Here is a 16,779-nt window from a genome sequence, read left to right as displayed (position 1 = left end):
TGGTATATGAGATAGCCAAATTAGCTGGTAAGCCTTAAGTATCATAGTCCCAAATCTTTCATAATTTTCTTACGAAGAGGCTCAGGTATTTCTTTTGCGCCATGAAAAGGCAGAACGGATGCCTTTCCGTTTAATTTAACTTTAAGGTGGCTCCCACCTCCCGATGCTTTAGTGAATTCTGCTCCTTGTTGCAGAAGCCAGCGTCTGAATTCAGAATATTTCATTTGGCATCCCGCCACGTTGCTCAGTTTTCACCCTATAACTACACTAACTTATTTGTATAAAATGACAACTTATATGTTTATTAATGAATCATTAATGTTAATTCTGGCCCTTTTATCAAGGCAACAGGAACAGCGTTGCTAGTCCAAGAAAGATAAAGAAGCCGCCAGTGTCGGTGATTGCCGTAATCATCACGCTGGAACCGATGGCCGGGTCGCGTCCAAGCTTCATCATAACCAGCGGAATCGCGACACCCATCAGCGCGGCGAGCAGTAAATTCAGCAGGATTGCCAGCATCATCACGCCACCCATCGCGGGGCTGCCATAGAGCAGGAAGGTCACCACGCCCATGATCGTGCCCCATATCACCCCATTTACCAGCGCAACGCCTAATTCTTTGAGCAGTAGATACGATTTTTTACCGTGCTCAAGTTGATGCAACGCCAGTGCGCGTACAATCATGGTGATTGTCTGGTTACCCGTATTTCCGCCGATGCCGGCAACAATCGGCATGAGCGTCGCAAGCGCCACCAAATGCGATAATGTGTGCTCAAATAGACCAATGACCCGGGAGGCAATGAGCGCGGTACAAAGGTTGATCGCCAGCCACGCCCAGCGATTGCGGAACGACTTATATACAGGCGCGTAGACATCTTCAGAAGGTGTTAACCCCCCAGAACGCCGCAGGTTACTATCACTTTCCCGGTTTACGACATCGACGATATCTTCAATCGTCAGGCGTCCCATTAGCTTGCCTTTGCTGTCCACGACGGCGCTAGAAATTAAGTTATAACGCTCAAAGGCGCCAGCGGCCTCTTCGACTTTATCTTCAGGCTGAAATCTCAGCGGCTGAGCATCCATCACATCAGTCACCAAGGCATGAGGCGAATGGAGTAGGATACTCGCCAGCGATAACTCGCCGATCAGCGTGTTTTTGCGATCGGTCACGAACAGCTTATCGGTAGATTCAGGAATGGTTTTGCGGTAGCGCAGATAGCGTTGTACGGCTGCGAGCGTGACGTCGGCGCGCACGGTGATGAGTTTGAAATCCATCATGTGGCCGAGGCAATCTTCATCATAGTTGATGGCGGCTCGTAGCTGCGCGCGCTGTTTCGGCTCAAGTGAGGTCAGTATTCGGCCCAGCAAATGGCGGGGGACAAGGCGAGATAATTGCGCCTGTTCATCCACATCCAGTACCCGAACTGCCCTGAGAATTTCCTTATCCTGCATATCGCCGATCAGATCGTCGGAAATACTGTCTGAGGCCTCAATCAAAACGTGGCCGCGTTTCGCTATGGGGATAAGCCGCCAGAGCGCCAGGCGTTCATCCTGTGGTAACGATTCCAGCAAATCGGCCAGGTCAGCAGCATGTAAATTGACGATCAGTTCGCTGATTTCTGCGGTTTGATCGAGCAGAATACTTTTTTCACGCAGCTTGGTTTTATTACTTAAGACCGTTTTGTCGCTTAACGTGGTTTCATCATGCTCTGTGATAGGGGGCTGCCGATTGATGATGTCTTCAACCAGCTCTTTATTTTCTAATAGCAGAAGGGAGATACGACGCCGGAGGTCGGTAAGTTTTTTTACACTTGACATAATGTTTTATGCTCGGTCTGTTTTTTATCCATCTTTTATTAAACGTAGCGCAAAATCAGTAGATTAAGAATAGGATTACTGGCGAATCGCAGTCTGAAAAACGAGCTGATACAAGGCGAACGTGTTTTTCAGGATGATTTTTATTTAATGCAATATTAAATCGTTTGCTATTTAGTTTTGGGCGATGTAAAGTCAGTGTCAGAAACGCAATAGATACCGATGGCAGAGACGATGAACGATAACGCTTATAAACTGGATGGACAGCTATGCTTCGCACTGTATTCTGCCAATCTGGCAATGAATAAGCTGTATCGCCGTTTACTGTCTGAACTAAACCTGACCTACCCCCAATATCTAGTGATGTTGGTTTTGTGGGAACGAGATGGATTGACGGTATCTGAGTTGGGCGAGCGGCTGTATTTGGATTCCGCTACGCTAACGCCATTGCTCAAGCGCTTACAAAGCGCAGGGCTGGTGGTACGTAACCGAGGTACGGAAGATGAGCGTCAGGTACTGATCGGATTAACCGAAGCAGGTCATGCCCTTCAGCAACAGGCGCGAGCGATTCCTGAAAGTGTGTTTTGTGCGACGGAATGTCATCTCGAACAGTTACAGACGATCAAAAAAGATCTCGAGATGCTGCGTAAGAGCCTGATCGGACATCTTTAAACACGTGCCTGTTCTATGCACATCGTAAGATTTGTTAGGTAGCATCATGTTTTTAAGTCATTTATTTTTACTCAACTAAGTAGTGTACGATTTAATTTTTTGCTATTTAAATGAAATAACAGCAGCATCCCTATTTCCTTAACTATCTGGAGTCACATTATGTCTATTGAAAAAGTATTATACGTTGCTCATGCTCAGGCCACGGGTGGTCGTGATGGCCGCGCGGTATCTTCCGATAATGCAGTTGATATCAAATTGACGACGCCACGTGAACTGGGCGGTGCAGGCGGTGAGGGGACTAACCCAGAGCAGCTGTTTGCTGCTGGCTATTCTGCCTGTTTCCTTGGGGCAATGAAGTTTGTCGGTGCACGTGAGAAAATCGCCGTACCAGCTGATACAACGGTAAACGGTAGCGTAGGCATTGGTGCCATCCCTACAGGGTTTGGTATTGAAGTTGAACTGAAAATTTCACTGCCAGGTTTGGATCGTGCCGTGGCTGAAGATCTGGTGCAGAAAGCCCATATCGTTTGTCCTTACTCCAATGCAACGCGTGGCAACATTGATGTGACCTTGACTATCGTCTAAGCCCGGTTTGATGTGAATTATTGAGAGTTGAAAACGGTGGCTGCGAAGATTCGCACTGCCGTTTTTTTATTTGTGCGACATAAGCCGAATGGGCAACGCGTGCTGGTGCGAAAAACGGGCGCGAAAATACAAAGGCAATAAAGCCTAACGAGGCAATATAAGAAACGGCTTTAGCTAAGCGTTACTCTTTCTGATTAATGAGCACGTTGGTAGGAGGCAGTAGCTGTTCAGCACGTTGCTGCTGTTTGTCTTGATGATGGGCAAACGCGGTGATAGTGGAGTAGGCAAAACGACCTAAAAGAATAATGAAACTGATGAGTAAAACAGCACGAGCGATACGAGAGCCACTTCGTCGTGGGCGTATCGATAATCGTCGTTTGTGGGTAAGCGTGGACATTACCAGTAAATCCTCTGTGAAAGCGAACATTCGCTGTTGTTTATTTATACACAAGCAGTAGCCTAGGTCAATCTGCCGCAGTGAAAAAGGTGAGGGCAGATTTGGTTTTAGCATAGTAAGTATTTATTTTTATAATGATTTTAGTTTTTGCTATGGTTGCCTTTTTCCAGCAGATCATACATTAAGTGAGTGCTACGCGGGAGCAAGCCGACTTTTAAACCTAATGGTCTGAATACTCGATTTAAGAGCATGATGGATTGGCTACCGCGATCTTTTTCAATATCAGATAAAGTACGGCGGCTCACTTCTACCAATGTGGCGTACTGCTCCTGTGACATACCGAAAACGTCCTTTCTCAATTTGTGAAGTAGTCCACCTATAGAGAGCCGCTCATTGAAAAACTCTGTGAGTAAATGGGCGAGTAGCGCATCACGTTCAGAAGAAGACAGGTTTTTCATAATAATTGCCATGTTGCGAGTTTTTCATCAATGTAATCAAACGCCATGACTGGCATAGCGATAATGCGCTGTGGAACGCCGCGTTCGATAAGACGAGATTTAAGGCCGATGAGCTGACGTGCGGTCGTGCTTAATTCATGAATTAAATCTTCAGGATCAATGAAAGAAGAGAGCGCGTTAGCAATAGCGAACCAATCGATTCTCCCGCCCTCTTCGTAAGGTGAGCCCCACTGTGTGGTTCTTGCTATGCCTTCAGGGTCAGCTTTCATAGGGGCAAAATCATAAATAGGAGCAAGCCATATTCCTTGCGGGCGCTTAATGAGCGACGTGTTACGTCCGTGGTTATCTGAATTGCCAAAAATGATATTCAGCATGTCGCGCTTGACCATTTCAATAACTAATTCACGACGTTGCGGCGCATGATTGCCAGTAGGAGGAGCGATCGTGTCAATGATCCTTTGAATAACAGTGAAATGATTAAGGTAGCTTCCCGCCGGTTTTTTCAGCAGAGAATAGATAGACTCCATTCCATGTAGTGTTTTTCTCCCGTCTATGTAGTCGACATCAAAACGAGGTAGCCACAAGGAAGGATAATGCTCCCCTTCAATTAATCGCATACCTTCGAGGTTGATCGTCTCCATCCCCAGTAATGTGAGCTCATGATAAAAATAATATTCTGCGCGCAAAATATCGCAATCAACTGGGCTGCGTGGCCCTCTGGGAAATTTCACCAGATAGTGCATGTCCTGAGTAGAGAGATCGTCCTGAAAAGGATCTATCCAAATTTCATCGTTATCTGAACAACGGAGTAATAATTTGGGGGCTTCTCCTCCAGCTCCGGTTGCCCCACCTCCGGCAGCGCCACGCTGCTGTGCGTACTCGATAAAGTCACTATTGCGATCGGCGACGTCTTGCACACTGAAACGTATTTTCTGTAGTTGTTGGGTACTTAGTGAAGAAGGGAGTGATTCTTTGATACGTATATTGCCAATAGGGGCAATGGTTCCATGAACCAACAGGACATAATCTTGCTCATTAGCGGGTAAATGACCTATTTCTAATTTATTGACCCAATAGCGCCGACTTGCCCCAGAAGGGATAATGTCATCCAAAAAAGTGAACCAAGGCTTAGAACGATAGGTTTCCATCATTTCTACGGGCAAATTGATACTACAACTGCGATGGTCATTTTTACCTAACCAACTGGCGGCATAATCAAAGTCATAACCAAGGCAGGATAACCCATTCTGTCCCGCTAAAGGAGTGGGAATGTCTAGCTCGGCAGCATCATACCACTGATGATTATGGAAAATTTGTATGGTAGGCATCACTGATCCATATTGAGCAATATATTGCTCAATTATGGCATGTTTACTTTTTTTTGAGCAATATTTTACTCATTTTTGAGAAATTCACCTTAGTTTGAGCAATATATTGCTCAAACTAAGGTGGCATGTTTGTTATAGAAGAAATAGTACAAATAAAAAACGCCCCAGATGGGGCGCGAGTATGTGGCATCGTTCAGGAATTACGCCGTGGTATTGACGTTACGCCCAATTGCCGGGTTTGCTGGCAGTGGGGGTAAGGCTTGCAAAATACCTAAAGCAACAGCCTCTTGGCTGTCTAGCGCTTTTTTCATCACAAGCGTACTGGCCTCACTGCTGGTGCGCAGGCTGCTGAGGTCGGTTGCGAATGATGCAATCTGTGATACATCCATTTTACTCTCCTTAACGTTGAGTTGGATTACTATCCGGTATGAAAAGGAAGCGCGCCTTTCCACCGAGGTTGCACGATGTTGGTGAAAATTCTCATCAGCCATCAATTTGGTATCGGCCTCATTCTGGCTAACTTTATGTTAACCAGAATAAACCCGCCAACGTGGTGGTGCTATTTCGCCTTATTATGGTGCCGAATGCGCGCCAGATTTCTTGCGCAATACCTTCGGTAATCAGGCTTTCTCTTCCTCAATCATCAGCTTCCAGCCGGTGACGTCCTGCCAATATTCCTGTTCACGTTCCAGATCGAGCTGTACCAACGTGTTATTGGTAAAAAAGTCGTGCGGGAACGTCAGCGTCCAGTAATTATCATCGGTATGTAATTGCAATGATTCTGGCGTCGTCGTTGCCTGCCGCTGGTTGTTTAACAGCGTGGCAAGACGTAGCAATTGTACCAGCGGCAAATACTGTTTCTTTTTAAACAGATTCAGTCGTGGCAACTCTTCCAGCTTGATGGCCTTACGATGCAGCCGTACGATCATTGATAGCACAAGCTGTTGTTCCTGATTGAAACCGGGCAAGTTGGTATTTTGCAGAATGTAGGCGGAATGGCGGTGCATGCCGCTGTGGTTAATGCCCAATCCGACTTCATGCAGCATGGAAGCCCAGTTTAAGATGGCCTCAAGCTGTGGATGCACCAGGCTAGGGTTTTGCTCTGCCCATTGCGCATAAAGCTGTTGCGTGGTTTCCCGCACGCGTCGTGCCTGCTCACGGTCGATATTGTAATGGGTTGCCAGGCTTTGTGCAGTACGGATACGAATATCCTGATGGCGGAAACGGCCTTCCATTTCGTACAGCACGCCTTCGCGCAGCGCGCCATCAGACAGGCGTAATTCTTTGATCGCCAGCGCATCGAAAATACCACACAAAATCGCCAGACCGGGCACCAGTACCGACTGCCGATCTTCAGATAGCCCCGGTAGGCTCAGCGATTTGAAGTGCTTAAATTGCAAAATCTGCGCGCGTAACATTTCCAGCCGCTCGGGGGTAATCAGGCCGTCTTTTTCCCCCATTTCTACCAGAATCTCGTGTGTGGCTTTGATCGTTCCAGACGCACCGAGGGCGAATTTCCAGCCGTATATGCGGTACTCCCAGGACAGCGTTTCCAGCTTCTGCGCCGCAGCCAGCCTGGCGCGCTTGAAATTGGCTTCGCTGATCTCACCATTGGGGAAAAATTGCTGTGCGAAGCTGACACAACCCATTCGACGGCTTTCTACCAGCATCGGTTCGAAATCCTCACCGATAACCAGTTCGGTAGAACCACCACCGATATCGATAACCAGTTTGCGGCCTTTTTCCGGCTGTGTATGCTCCACGCCCATAAAAATCAGGCGAGCTTCTTCATGACCGGAAATGATCTCTATCGGATAGGGGATGATATCTGCTGCACGGCGCAAAAATTCCTGCGCGTTGACCGCCTGACGCAGCGCGTGCGTTCCGACGATAGAAACGTTAACCGCGGGGAAGCCTTGCAAACGTTCAGCAAACAGCGCCAGACAGCTTAGGCCGCGTTGAATCGCTTCTTCACTGAGCACACTTTTGTTGTCCAGCCCATCGGCCAGATGTACCCGCTGTTTTAAACGCCCCAACACCTGAAGCGCACCGTTTACCACGCGTGCGATCACCATGTGAAAACTATTGGAGCCCAGGTCGATAGCCGCGAATTCTTGAGGCTTCATCTCGGTTTTTTCATTGTTCGTTAACGGCATTATTCAGGCTTATCTCCAGGTTGCTCCAACGCCTTGATGTAGTCGTAAATGGCATTTTGCGCGCGTACTTTACGCTTGTTGCCACGTGATACATAGCGGTTGCTCGACTCTTTATCAATGACGCGGGCTTTCACCGTGTCGCTGAACAGGATATCCAGCGTTTCCAGTACGCGGTTCTTCAAAATGGGATCAAGGATTTCCACTGCCACTTCAATGCGATAATCAATGTTGCGTGTCATCCAGTCTGCGGAAGAGAGGTAGACTTTTTTGTCTCCGCCGTTGTTGAAGACATACACCCGATCGTGTTCCAGATAACGGTCAAGGATACTGATGACCTGAATATTGTCGCTGATCCCCGGCAAATTAGGAATCAATGAACACATGCCGCGTACCAGCAGATTAATCTTCACGCCCGCAGACGAAGCCTGATACAGCTTTTCCGCCAGCCCTTTATCCACCAGATTATTTACCTTAAGCGTAATGCCTGCATCACGATTCGCCAGCGCATTTTCGATCTCGGTATCGATCAGTTGGTAAAGTTTGTCGCGGGAGTTTTGAGGTGACACCAGCAGGTGTTCAAAACTGACCGGACGGTAAGGGTTTTCAATGAAGTTGAAGACGCGACGCACTTCGTTGGTAATGCGTTCATCGGCGGTCAGCAGCGAGTAGTCGGTATACAGACGGGCGGTTTTCTCGTTGAAGTTACCGGTGCCGATGTGTGCGTAACGCACGATATTTTCCCCTTCGCGGCGGGAAATCAGAAACAGCTTGGCGTGAATTTTCAGCCCAGGCACCGAGAAAATGACGTGCACGCCAGCTTCCGTCAGGCGTTTCGCCCAATGGATGTTGGCCTCTTCGTCAAAGCGCGCCTGTAGTTCCACGACCACTGTCACTTTCTTACCGTTATGCGCCGCATGGATCATTGAGGTAATGATGCGTGAGTCTTTGGCGACGCGGTAAATATTGATTTTAATGGACAGCACGCTGGGATCGAACGAGGCTTGTCGCAGCAGTTCCAATACGTGCTCGAAGGTGTGGTACGGATAATAGAGCAGGATGTCACGTTCGCGGATCGCATCAAAGCCGTTGCGAAAATGGTTGAACCCGGTGTGTCGCAGGCGCGGCAACGGTTTGTTGACCAGATTGGCGCGTCCGACGTTCGGGAAAGAAATAAAGTCTTTGAAATTATGATAACGCCCGCCGGGGATCACGGAGTCATAGGAAGAGATCCCCAGTTTTTCAAGTAACATGGCGACCATTGCGTCCGGCATATCGCGCTGATAGACGAATCTCACCGGTTCGGCGGTCAGGCGCTGCTTTAGGCTGGAAGACATCAGCTCCAGCAGGCTGGATTCCATTTCCGTAACCAAATCGTATTCCGCATCGCGTGTCATTTTCATGGAATACGCGTTCAGCGCATCATAATCAAAGAAACCCTTGAAGATATCATCCAGACAGTAACGCAGGATGTTATCGATGAGGATCATGGTCTTACGGCGGCGTGGCGCTTCCGCTGGCAGGTTGACGAAACGCGGTATTTTATCCGAAGGGATTTCCAGCAGGGCATAACTGATCTCATCGCCACGAATAATTTCGACGGCAAGGTAGGTGTAGTTATCTTTCAGGAACTCCACCAGGTTGGTTTCGTCAAAGATAAGTATTGGCGTGATGTGTGGGCGTAGATATTGCCGGAAGTAGTCCCTTAGCCACTCCTGCTGATTCGGGGAAACCTGACGCTCGTTGACCAGAAAAATCTGGTTCCGCGCCATCTCCAACAGCAGTTCGTTATACAAGCTGTCAAAGAGTTGATCGGTTTTGAGTACACGCGCCTGAATTTTGCCTAAAAGATGCCGTAGATTGCCGTCCAGACCTTGTTCTTCGTTAATCAGAATGCGTCTTTTCAAATCGGCAAAACGGACTTTATAAAATTCATCAAGGTTGCTGGAGTAAATGCCAAGAAAGCGCATGCGTTCGATTAACGGATTGCTTTTATCTGCTGCTTCCTGAAGCACTCGCTCATTAAAGGATAACCAACTTAATTCTTTCTCTATATAGAGTTTGTCCTGACCCATTGTCACTCCGCTCAACTCATGTACTGAAGGTTCATCCAATATTCATACCCTTCCTCTGTGAGGATAGGGTACAACAACATTATGGCGTGTTGATGACGATACCCGTCATATTTCGAGCCGTCTGTACGTTGGCTACCCCAAAATACTCGGCCCATCCTAGGCCTCGCCCTAAAGGGGCAACGTTAAAGCGTTGCTCAAAACGCTAACGCTTTGTCATACGGCTGGAACTATTTAGGGTATAAAATCTAATTCATAGACAGACTTACCATTGTCATATTATGGGCGTAAAGGCAACATATGCTACCCGCAATACGTTAGCAACACGACTCTGGCGACTTCATTTTAACGGCGAGAATAATGGTCAAAACAGGCAGCACATTACAGTATCGGGATCGTCGACGAGCGTGGGTAGATCGTTTGGTGCACCGCATTGTTGCGGGCAGCGGGCTGCTGGTGCTAGCGATGCTGTTGTTGATCTTCTTCTATCTACTGTATGTGGTGACGCCGCTGTTCCTGTCCCCTTCGATCAACGGGCAAAAAACGGTTCAACGCCACAGTGCGGAACCTTCGCTGGCATTGGGACTCAGCGACAATGGGCAAATCGGGTTTCGTATCGACGCTCAGGGATATGGTGAGTTTATTCCATTTGCGGAAAATCAGCCTATGTTGCGCATTCAACTGGTTCCTGCCCTGAGTTTGCTGGCGCAAAGTCAGGGCGAGCGACAGATTTATGCCTTGAGCCAACCTGATGGCCGTTTGCTTTTTGTTCAACCTGCATTGTCGCAGACGGAAAACCGTTCTCCTGCCTGGATATATCCGCTGGGTGAACAGGCGTATTCACTGGGGCTACCCGCGCAGCCACTGCGTCACCTGGCGATAGCGGCTGTGGGCGAAAAACGTGTTGTTACTGCTGCGATTGGTCAGGAAAATGCACTGATTATTGCCGATGTTGATGAGAACGGCGTGCGGCGACGGGCATCTATTCCGCTTCCAACCGGTACCATTAGCCAACTACTGCTGACGCCAGACGGGCAGCACGTGTATTTGCTCCGCGGAAATACGTTAACGTGGTGGCAAGTGGGAGCAAATACGCTGACGCTGCGTGAAGAACGGCAATTGCAACTGGCGGAACCCCTGCATCTGGCGCTGTTGTCCGGTGGACGTTCGTTGCTGGTGCAGGCCGCTGACGGGCGGATTAGCCAGTGGTTTGATGTCCCGAGTGAAAAGGGTGCCAGGCTGACAGAGACGCGTCAGTTTCCGCACGTTGCTGGGGAATCGGTGTTGCTGGCAACAGAGGCGCAGCGGCGCGTATTTGCCACATTAAATACACAAGGTGAGCTGTCACTGTTTGCCAGTAAACAATCACATGCGTTGCTGACGCAGACATTGCCAGCACAGGCGCAGGGGATGGCATTTTCGCCGCGTGGTTCTGCCATGCTGATTGAAACGGCACAGAGTTGGCATCGCTACCAGGTTGATAATCCGTATCCCGATATTGGCTGGCGCGGGCTGTGGCAAAAGCTGTGGTATGAGAACTACCCGGAACCGGCTTATATCTGGCAATCCACGTCTGCGGATGATAGCTATCAGGCCAAATTCAGCATGATGCCGCTGATGCTGGGCACCATGAAAGCGGCGATTTACGCCATGTTGTTTGCCACGCCGCTGGCGCTGTCTGCCGCGATTTACACCGCCTGCTTTATGTCTCCGACACTGCGCCGCTGGATTAAACCCACGCTGGAGATCATGGGCGCGCTGCCGACAGTCGTCGTCGGCCTGATTGCGGCCATCTGGCTGGCACCGCATTTTGCGACGTATTTGTCCGCTATTCTGGTCATGCCGGTGTTATGGATGCTGGTCGTGCTCGGCTGTGGCTGGTTGGTTGAGTGCCTGCCGACACGCTGGCGTACCCGTTTCCCTGTGGGCTGGGACGCACTATTTCTCACTCCCGCCATTTTGTTGACGTTCGTGGTTGGCTGTTGGGCCGCGCCGCATATCGAAATAGCGCTATTGGGGCAGCCGCTATACCAATGGTTGGGTGACGATTTTGCCCAACGTAATACGCTGGTGGCGGGCGTTGCGCTTGGCTTTGCGTTGATTCCGCTGATTTTTTCGCTGGCAGAAGATGCGCTGTTCAGCGTGCCGACGCGTTTAAGTCAGGGATCGTTGGCGCTGGGGGCAACGGCGTGGCAAACCTTGTGGCGCGTTGTACTGCCGTCAGCCAGCGCCGGCATTTTTGCCGCGTTGATGTTGAGTTTTGGCCGCGCCGTGGGGGAAACCATGATCGTACTGATGGCGACGGGCAACACGCCGATTATGGATGAAGGTCTGCTTCAGGGGTTACGTTCTCTGGCAGCGAATATTGCCATTGAAATGCCGGAAGCTGTAACGAACAGCGGTCACTATCGGGTGCTGTTTTTAACGGCACTCACGCTGTTTGTTTTCACGTTCATCGTGAATACGCTGGCTGAAACTATCCGGCAGCGTTTGCGCCAACGTTATCGTGATGAAGGAGAAAACGCGTGAAGCGCTGGTTCCGTTCAGGAAGGCCGTGGGTGTGGCTGACTGCATCATCAATTTCTATCAGCCTGTTGGCCATGCTAGCGATTATCGTGCTGTTGGCGGGGCAGGGAATGCGTTATTTGTGGCCGCAGCCCGTCTGGCTACTGACGTTACAGCCTGAGCAGGGTGTGCAACGTGCGTTGATGGGGGAAATTTATGCCGAGCAGACGCTTTCGCCTTTGCAGTTGCAACAGGCCAATTTAGCGTCTTCGTCTGGTAAGGGTAAGGAAGAAACCCGCTATTTGATCAAAATTGGCCAACGTGAAATTCATGGGCAAAGCTTTCGCACGCTGCTGTCCCGCGACGTTGTTCGCTTTGATAAGCCAGCCGACATTCTGGTGTTAAAGCGAACCAATAATGGCACCGCCTACGGTTATCTGGCCGGGATGCTGGAGGGAGAGCAACCGCTAGTGGCGACGAATCTCTCCGCAACCCTACAGCATCGCGTCGAGCAGGTGCAGGGATTGCTCGCGAAGACGCAGACAATCCGCATGGGCGAGATGGCAAAGATCAACCAGCAGTTTGAGACGCTACGGCTGGAAGAGAAAAAGCGACAGCAGGCAAAGACGCTGGACAATCAGGCGCTAGCCCGTCTTCAGGCAGAACGTATTGAACTGCAACGTCGCTTTGATGAGCTATCGCGCCAGTTAACCGCACTCAATCTGGATATTAATCGCGATACTGTGCAGTTACGGGATGCGAACGGTAGCGTCCATCTTATCCCGCTCAAAGACATTGAGCAGGTCTGGTATCCTAATGCAATGAGCTTGTGGGAAAAAGCCCGCCATTGGGGCTATCAGGCGAAATACATGCTGATGCACTACTCGCCGGACAGTAACAGCGCGGGGCAACTTTTCCCTGCCATTTTTGGTACGGTATTAATGGTGGTGCTGATGTCCATTGTCGTGATGCCACTGGGGGTGATCGCTGCGGTTTATCTACATGAATATGCAGGAAAAAACAGTTTAACGCGCTGGGTGCGGATTGCGGTGGTTAATCTGGCGGGTGTGCCGTCGATTGTTTACGGTGTATTCGGATTAGGTTTTTTTGTTTATCTCATCGGCGGCACGTTGGATCAACTGTTCTATTCTGAAGCGTTGCCGAACCCGACATTTGGTACGCCGGGGTTGCTGTGGGCGTCGTTGACGCTGGCATTGCTAACGCTGCCAGTGGTGATTGTGGCGACGGAGGAAGGGTTGTCACGGATTCCGATGTCTGTGCGCCACGGTTCGTTAGCGCTGGGGGCAACCAAAGCCGAAACGCTGTGGCACGTTGTCTTGCCGATGGCAGTTCCCGCAATGATGACGGGGTTGATCCTCGCGGTGGCACGTGCCGCAGGGGAAACCGCGCCGCTGATGCTAGTCGGCGTGGTGAAGTCGGTGCCCGTCTTACCGATTGATGACATTTTCCCTTATCTGCATCTTGAGCGAAAATTTATGCATCTGGGGTTCCAAATCTACGATCTGGCATTTCAAAGCCCGGATGTGGAAGCGGCAAGGCCGCTGGTGTATATCACCGCGCTGCTGCTGGTATTGATTGTTGTCGGGTTGAACCTTGCTGCAATTGGGATTCGCCATGTTTTGCGTGAGAAATACCGTTCGTTATCACTCTGAAAGTAGGATGAAGTTATGGGATTTATGACACAAAAGGAGATGGTACCGCTGCCTGATGTTCATCAGCTGAGTGATGAACAGACGACGTTAACCGTGGAACATCTGAATCTGTACTATGGCAATAAACAGGCATTGAACGATATTTCGATTCGCATTCCGAAGAATCAGGTCACGGCGCTGATTGGGCCGTCTGGCTGTGGCAAATCCACGCTATTACGCTGTTTTAATCGCATGAACGATCTGGTGGATGACTGCCGTACCGAAGGTGATATCAGGCTGAACGGTATGCCAATTAACGACCCCCAGTTGGATGTTGCCGTGTTACGTCGCCGCATCGGTATGGTTTTTCAGCGTCCTAATCCGTTTCCCAAGTCGATCTATGAAAATGTGATTTATGGCCTGAGATTACAGGGGCTGCGCGATCGTCGCGTACTGGATGATGCCGTTGAGCGTGCGCTGCGGGCAGCGGCACTATGGCACGAAGTAAAGGATCGGCTAAGTGACAACGCGCTCACGTTATCCAGCGGACAGCAGCAGCGTTTGGTGATCGCTCGCGCTATCGCCATTGAACCGGAAGTGCTGCTGCTAGATGAGCCAACCTCTGCGCTCGATCCGATTTCGACGCTGATTGTCGAGGAACTGATGGGAACGCTAAAACAGCACTTTACGCTGGTATTAGTGACCCACAATATGCAGCAGGCGGCTCGTGTGTCAGATTACACCGCGTTTATCAATCAGGGTAAATTAATTGAGTACAACTGCACGGATGATTTATTTACTTCGCCGATGCAGCGCCGCACAGAAGATTATATTACCGGACGCTTTGGTTAGGTTATTATTCAAATAATACAATATCATCACCATGCATATAATTTTATTATAAATGGTGGTGATATTATAAATTCGGTCAGTTTTATTATAAATAATAAATAACTGAGCAATCATTTTTATCTAATTTAAATATTTTTATTTTATTGTGATTTAATTACTGGAAAAAATAACATTTTGATTCATAGTTTATGTACAGCGATTGGCTGTATTTAAATGGAATTACTCAGGATGAGAAAGAAAATATATATTGGATTTGCCTTCAGTATGCTGGTTAGCGCTGTATTTCCAGCTTATTCTCAGGATATTGAAGAGCCCGTGGCGGAAGCAATTACCGCATTTGATTCTCCGCTTCTGGAGAACCCAACATCTGCAAATGAATCCTCTTCTCAGGACTATAAACCTCTTCGTGCGCCAGCGCCTGCATTGAGTTCTGTCTATGTCTACGCCGTGGCATCAACACAGAATGGTGGAGCCTGGGAATATATTGGCCCAAATAAATCGATAACGGCTCAGGACCATGGTGGGGCACAACTGCGCATTGCGGTGCTGGAAGTCGGTTATGGGAACCATCGTTTTGCTTCGGTTGGTGGTCTAGACAAGAAATCCTATCAGGTTAATGGCGTTTGTATTGTTCGTGGTAATTACAGCGAATCATGCCCCGTTGGGGCGACTTATGTAGGATGGATGGTTTATTTCAATGGCGATGGCATGCAGTCTGGCAATTTCCGCTATCAATCCACTTCTACTAATCCTCCTTTTAGAACGCTTGGCACTTCACTGAATATTCGATAACGCCATATTTTCAGCAGGCTCTCCCAAAAAGAGAGCCTGCTTTTTATTATGCTTTCACGCTAATCGGTGTGTAACTGAGTTGTACTAATTTGTCTAATACCGCCTTTTGCTGTTCCGCATGTAAGTGCTCACCGCGTGACAGTGAACCACTTATCCCGTTTTTGAGCATTTGGATAAAATTGATTTTCTGGTTGGGGTCGGCGGGGGCGACATCGTCAAGCGGAGGATGCAAAATAAGCAGCGCCGCCATACCAATTTCCAGGCTTTCTTCAAATGACATATCGCCGGAGGCCGTAAATTCTTTTGTTGCGTCAATCGCTTCTTGTGGCGTCATATTGGAAAAGTCATAACGTTTGCTTGGCTGAATCGTTGAGGGGGTATTGGCAGAAACAGAATGGAGGGTTGACTTTGACGTGTCGCCAGCGAGTGAAAATGCGTTTTCCGCTGGTTCTTTACGGTTCACTGAGGGGGCTGAGTAATGAGTGATACCATTAAGGCTGGTAATGCTCATTATGGAGGTTCCTTTCCTGTGAGAGTGAGATTCAATAGTAGAGCATCGTTATGCAGTACAATCGCGTGAATATAGAACAAAGTTTATCGTACTTAATGTATTTGTCTTCTTTTTTATTTTGTTAATTATCGGTTGTTTTTTAGTTTATTGTTTTTATTTGATTATTTTAAATTTTCTGTCTTCTTCATTGTTTATTAGTGGTTTTAATTATTATATTACTTAATCGTTTCTATTAAATATACCCCAAATAATTCGAGTTGCAGGAAGGCGGCAAGAGAGGGAGTCCCGATGAGCTTACTCAGGTAAGTGATTCGGGTGAGTGAACGCAGCCAACGCACCTGCGGCTTGAAGTATTACGGGTATATAACCCGTATTGACGGTCAGGCTGGTGGGATGTGCATAGTCCCATCAGGCCATAAAAAAATTATGGCTACCGTTCATCAATTATCCGTGCCATTTGAAAAATTGATGATAAAATGCGCGCAATTTTATGACTCTGGTAAGTGGCGGGTAAAATGAAATTCAGCACCATGAACGAAGGCGAAATTATTACCGAACTGTGCCGGAGAATAAAAGATGCCAGAATCCAGCAGCGTTTATCACAGGTCGATCTCGCTGAGCGTGCGGGGCTGGGGATTGCAACGATTAAACGGGCTGAAATGGGCGAATCCATTACGCTCAGCAGCCTGCTCTCTATTCTACGTGGGTTGAACCGTCTGCATCAGATTGAAGGTGTGCTCTTCGATGCGGAAGTCGAATCTTTTCATGCGCAGATCAGCGGTGAGAAAAAACAGACGCCGCTGCGTATCAGGAAGAAAGCAGCGACGTTTCCTGCCAAAGCGCTCGCCAAACATGAAAACATCAAGAAGCCAGCTAACAGCACGGTGGACTGGTACATCGCGGCGGCTGAAAATAATATTGTCTGGTCGCTGCCGGAACGTGATAAAAAATAAAGGGTTAATACAAATGCATTAACCCCGATTGTCG

Annotated in this window: 16 protein-coding genes; 7 read left to right on the top strand and 9 right to left on the bottom strand. The window is 48.7% G+C overall.

Features of this window, described 5'->3' with window-relative positions; translation table 11 throughout:
- Positions 1 to 41: 41 nt before the first annotated feature.
- A complete protein-coding gene (locus EDI29_RS07115) occupies positions 42 to 224 on the bottom strand; it encodes a type II toxin-antitoxin system HicA family toxin (RefSeq protein ID WP_039471080.1) in 183 nt (60 codons plus the stop codon).
- Positions 225 to 339: 115 nt separating this feature from the next.
- Entirely contained in the window at positions 340 to 1,818 is a 1,479-nt protein-coding gene (gene mgtE / locus EDI29_RS07110; RefSeq protein ID WP_137740331.1) for a magnesium transporter, read from the bottom strand.
- Positions 1,819 to 2,037: 219 nt separating this feature from the next.
- Here mgtE and EDI29_RS07105 point away from each other — a divergent pair, with 219 nt between their 5' ends.
- Together EDI29_RS07105 and EDI29_RS07100 are read left to right on the top strand one after the other, a co-directional pair.
- A complete protein-coding gene (locus EDI29_RS07105; protein WP_137740330.1) occupies positions 2,038 to 2,487 on the top strand; it encodes a MarR family winged helix-turn-helix transcriptional regulator in 450 nt (149 codons plus the stop codon).
- Between the two features lie 159 nt (positions 2,488 to 2,646).
- Positions 2,647 to 3,072, top strand: coding sequence for an organic hydroperoxide resistance protein (locus EDI29_RS07100; RefSeq protein ID WP_137740329.1), 426 nt, complete (start codon positions 2,647 to 2,649; stop codon positions 3,070 to 3,072).
- 181 nt (positions 3,073 to 3,253) lie between these two features.
- Here EDI29_RS07100 and EDI29_RS07095 read toward each other — a convergent pair whose 3' ends face one another.
- The 6 genes from EDI29_RS07095 to ppk1 all read right to left on the bottom strand — a co-directional run bounded on the left by EDI29_RS07095 (position 3,254) and on the right by ppk1 (position 9,483).
- A complete protein-coding gene (locus EDI29_RS07095) occupies positions 3,254 to 3,469 on the bottom strand; it encodes a YfgG family protein (protein ID WP_107170869.1) in 216 nt (71 codons plus the stop codon).
- Between the two features lie 140 nt (positions 3,470 to 3,609).
- Positions 3,610 to 3,927: a helix-turn-helix transcriptional regulator gene (locus tag EDI29_RS07090; RefSeq protein WP_137740328.1), complete on the bottom strand. Its 318-nt coding sequence runs from the start codon at positions 3,925 to 3,927 to the stop codon at positions 3,610 to 3,612.
- Complete coding sequence (locus EDI29_RS07085) at positions 3,924 to 5,255, bottom strand: type II toxin-antitoxin system HipA family toxin (protein ID WP_137740327.1); 1,332 nt, start codon at positions 5,253 to 5,255, stop codon at positions 3,924 to 3,926. Before EDI29_RS07085 ends, EDI29_RS07090 begins: the two co-directional genes overlap by 4 nt.
- Positions 5,256 to 5,455: 200 nt before the next feature.
- The gene (locus EDI29_RS07080) at positions 5,456 to 5,644 is read right to left on the bottom strand and encodes a YjfB family protein (RefSeq protein WP_137740326.1); all 189 of its coding nucleotides are present in this window, start codon (positions 5,642 to 5,644) and stop codon (positions 5,456 to 5,458) included.
- 231 nt (positions 5,645 to 5,875) lie between these two features.
- Entirely contained in the window at positions 5,876 to 7,411 is a 1,536-nt protein-coding gene (gene ppx, locus EDI29_RS07075; RefSeq protein ID WP_137740325.1) for an exopolyphosphatase, read from the bottom strand.
- The gene (gene ppk1, locus EDI29_RS07070; protein ID WP_137740324.1) at positions 7,411 to 9,483 is read right to left on the bottom strand and encodes a polyphosphate kinase 1; all 2,073 of its coding nucleotides are present in this window, start codon (positions 9,481 to 9,483) and stop codon (positions 7,411 to 7,413) included. The genes ppx and ppk1 overlap by 1 nt, the downstream gene beginning before the upstream one ends.
- Positions 9,484 to 9,840: 357 nt before the next feature.
- Between ppk1 and EDI29_RS07065 the strand changes: the two genes are divergently transcribed.
- The 4 genes from EDI29_RS07065 to EDI29_RS07050 all read left to right on the top strand — a co-directional run bounded on the left by EDI29_RS07065 (position 9,841) and on the right by EDI29_RS07050 (position 15,281).
- Positions 9,841 to 12,009, top strand: coding sequence for an ABC transporter permease subunit (locus tag EDI29_RS07065; protein WP_137740323.1), 2,169 nt, complete (start codon positions 9,841 to 9,843; stop codon positions 12,007 to 12,009).
- Positions 12,006 to 13,658: a phosphate ABC transporter permease PstA gene (pstA, locus tag EDI29_RS07060; RefSeq protein WP_137740322.1), complete on the top strand. Its 1,653-nt coding sequence runs from the start codon at positions 12,006 to 12,008 to the stop codon at positions 13,656 to 13,658. The genes EDI29_RS07065 and pstA overlap by 4 nt, the downstream gene beginning before the upstream one ends.
- Positions 13,659 to 13,673: 15 nt before the next feature.
- A complete protein-coding gene (gene pstB / locus EDI29_RS07055) occupies positions 13,674 to 14,489 on the top strand; it encodes a phosphate ABC transporter ATP-binding protein PstB (protein ID WP_137740321.1) in 816 nt (271 codons plus the stop codon).
- A gap of 228 nt (positions 14,490 to 14,717) precedes the next feature.
- Complete coding sequence (locus tag EDI29_RS07050) at positions 14,718 to 15,281, top strand: YolA family protein (protein ID WP_137740320.1); 564 nt, start codon at positions 14,718 to 14,720, stop codon at positions 15,279 to 15,281.
- Between the two features lie 46 nt (positions 15,282 to 15,327).
- Here EDI29_RS07050 and EDI29_RS07045 read toward each other — a convergent pair whose 3' ends face one another.
- The gene (locus EDI29_RS07045) at positions 15,328 to 15,792 is read right to left on the bottom strand and encodes a hypothetical protein (RefSeq protein ID WP_137740319.1); all 465 of its coding nucleotides are present in this window, start codon (positions 15,790 to 15,792) and stop codon (positions 15,328 to 15,330) included.
- A gap of 515 nt (positions 15,793 to 16,307) precedes the next feature.
- Between EDI29_RS07045 and EDI29_RS07040 the strand changes: the two genes are divergently transcribed.
- Positions 16,308 to 16,745 (top strand): helix-turn-helix domain-containing protein, encoded by a 438-nt coding sequence (locus tag EDI29_RS07040; protein ID WP_137740318.1) that lies wholly within the window; start codon positions 16,308 to 16,310, stop codon positions 16,743 to 16,745.
- Positions 16,746 to 16,779 lie beyond the last annotated feature (34 nt).

Source organism: Pectobacterium polonicum, assembly GCF_005497185.1.
Classification (GTDB): Bacteria; Pseudomonadota; Gammaproteobacteria; order Enterobacterales; family Enterobacteriaceae; genus Pectobacterium; species Pectobacterium polonicum.
This window is presented reverse-complemented; position numbering and strand designations above follow the sequence as displayed.

Coding starts and splice junctions, on each gene's coding strand:
- pstB (WP_137740321.1), top strand. CDS start 13,674: ATGGGATTTATGACACAAAAGGAGATGGTACCGCTGCCTGATGTTCAT.
- EDI29_RS07115 (WP_039471080.1), bottom strand. CDS start 224: ATGAAATATTCTGAATTCAGACGCTGGCTTCTGCAACAAGGAGCAGAA.
- EDI29_RS07100 (WP_137740329.1), top strand. CDS start 2,647: ATGTCTATTGAAAAAGTATTATACGTTGCTCATGCTCAGGCCACGGGT.
- EDI29_RS07085 (WP_137740327.1), bottom strand. CDS start 5,255: ATGCCTACCATACAAATTTTCCATAATCATCAGTGGTATGATGCTGCC.
- EDI29_RS07065 (WP_137740323.1), top strand. CDS start 9,841: ATGGTCAAAACAGGCAGCACATTACAGTATCGGGATCGTCGACGAGCG.
- EDI29_RS07095 (WP_107170869.1), bottom strand. CDS start 3,469: ATGTCCACGCTTACCCACAAACGACGATTATCGATACGCCCACGACGA.
- mgtE (WP_137740331.1), bottom strand. CDS start 1,818: ATGTCAAGTGTAAAAAAACTTACCGACCTCCGGCGTCGTATCTCCCTT.
- ppk1 (WP_137740324.1), bottom strand. CDS start 9,483: ATGGGTCAGGACAAACTCTATATAGAGAAAGAATTAAGTTGGTTATCC.
- EDI29_RS07040 (WP_137740318.1), top strand. CDS start 16,308: ATGAAATTCAGCACCATGAACGAAGGCGAAATTATTACCGAACTGTGC.
- ppx (WP_137740325.1), bottom strand. CDS start 7,411: ATGCCGTTAACGAACAATGAAAAAACCGAGATGAAGCCTCAAGAATTC.
- EDI29_RS07105 (WP_137740330.1), top strand. CDS start 2,038: ATGGCAGAGACGATGAACGATAACGCTTATAAACTGGATGGACAGCTA.
- EDI29_RS07090 (WP_137740328.1), bottom strand. CDS start 3,927: ATGAAAAACCTGTCTTCTTCTGAACGTGATGCGCTACTCGCCCATTTA.
- EDI29_RS07050 (WP_137740320.1), top strand. CDS start 14,718: ATGAGAAAGAAAATATATATTGGATTTGCCTTCAGTATGCTGGTTAGC.
- EDI29_RS07045 (WP_137740319.1), bottom strand. CDS start 15,792: ATGAGCATTACCAGCCTTAATGGTATCACTCATTACTCAGCCCCCTCA.
- EDI29_RS07080 (WP_137740326.1), bottom strand. CDS start 5,644: ATGGATGTATCACAGATTGCATCATTCGCAACCGACCTCAGCAGCCTG.